General features: G+C 54.5%; 1 protein-coding gene. It reads left to right on the top strand.

Going from position 1 to position 286, the window contains the following annotated elements:
• Window positions 1-18: 18 nt before the first annotated feature.
• Window positions 19-286: hypothetical protein (locus ACEN88_RS35270; protein WP_413347063.1), on the top strand; the 268-nt coding region annotated here is incomplete at its 3' end.

Here is a 286-nt window from a genome sequence, read left to right as displayed (position 1 = left end):
ACCCAGTAGCGTGCACTATTGCTGGAAGCGTGGAAAACTTTCGAGGAACAGTACGGTACCGACGCAGAAAAGGCACATGTCCAGGAGATGATGCCGACAACGCGAAAGCGATGGAGAAAGGCCGCCGATGGCAGTGGCGCATTGGAAGAGTACTGGGATATCGCTTTCCCCGACGACGAGAGAGAAGCCAACCCGACAACTTTCAAGTTCTTCCAAGCTGCTCAAAACTGGGCTGCTCAGCGTACTCAAGAGACCGGAGGTGGTCTTTCGTACGATATGCCCTCGG

This window comes from Massilia sp. CT11-108 (assembly GCF_047302915.1).
In the GTDB taxonomy this organism is placed as follows: domain Bacteria; phylum Pseudomonadota; class Gammaproteobacteria; order Burkholderiales; family Burkholderiaceae_D; genus Telluria; species Telluria orientalis.
Note: the sequence above shows the minus strand (reverse complement) of the source record. Positions and strands in the feature narration are given on the sequence as shown.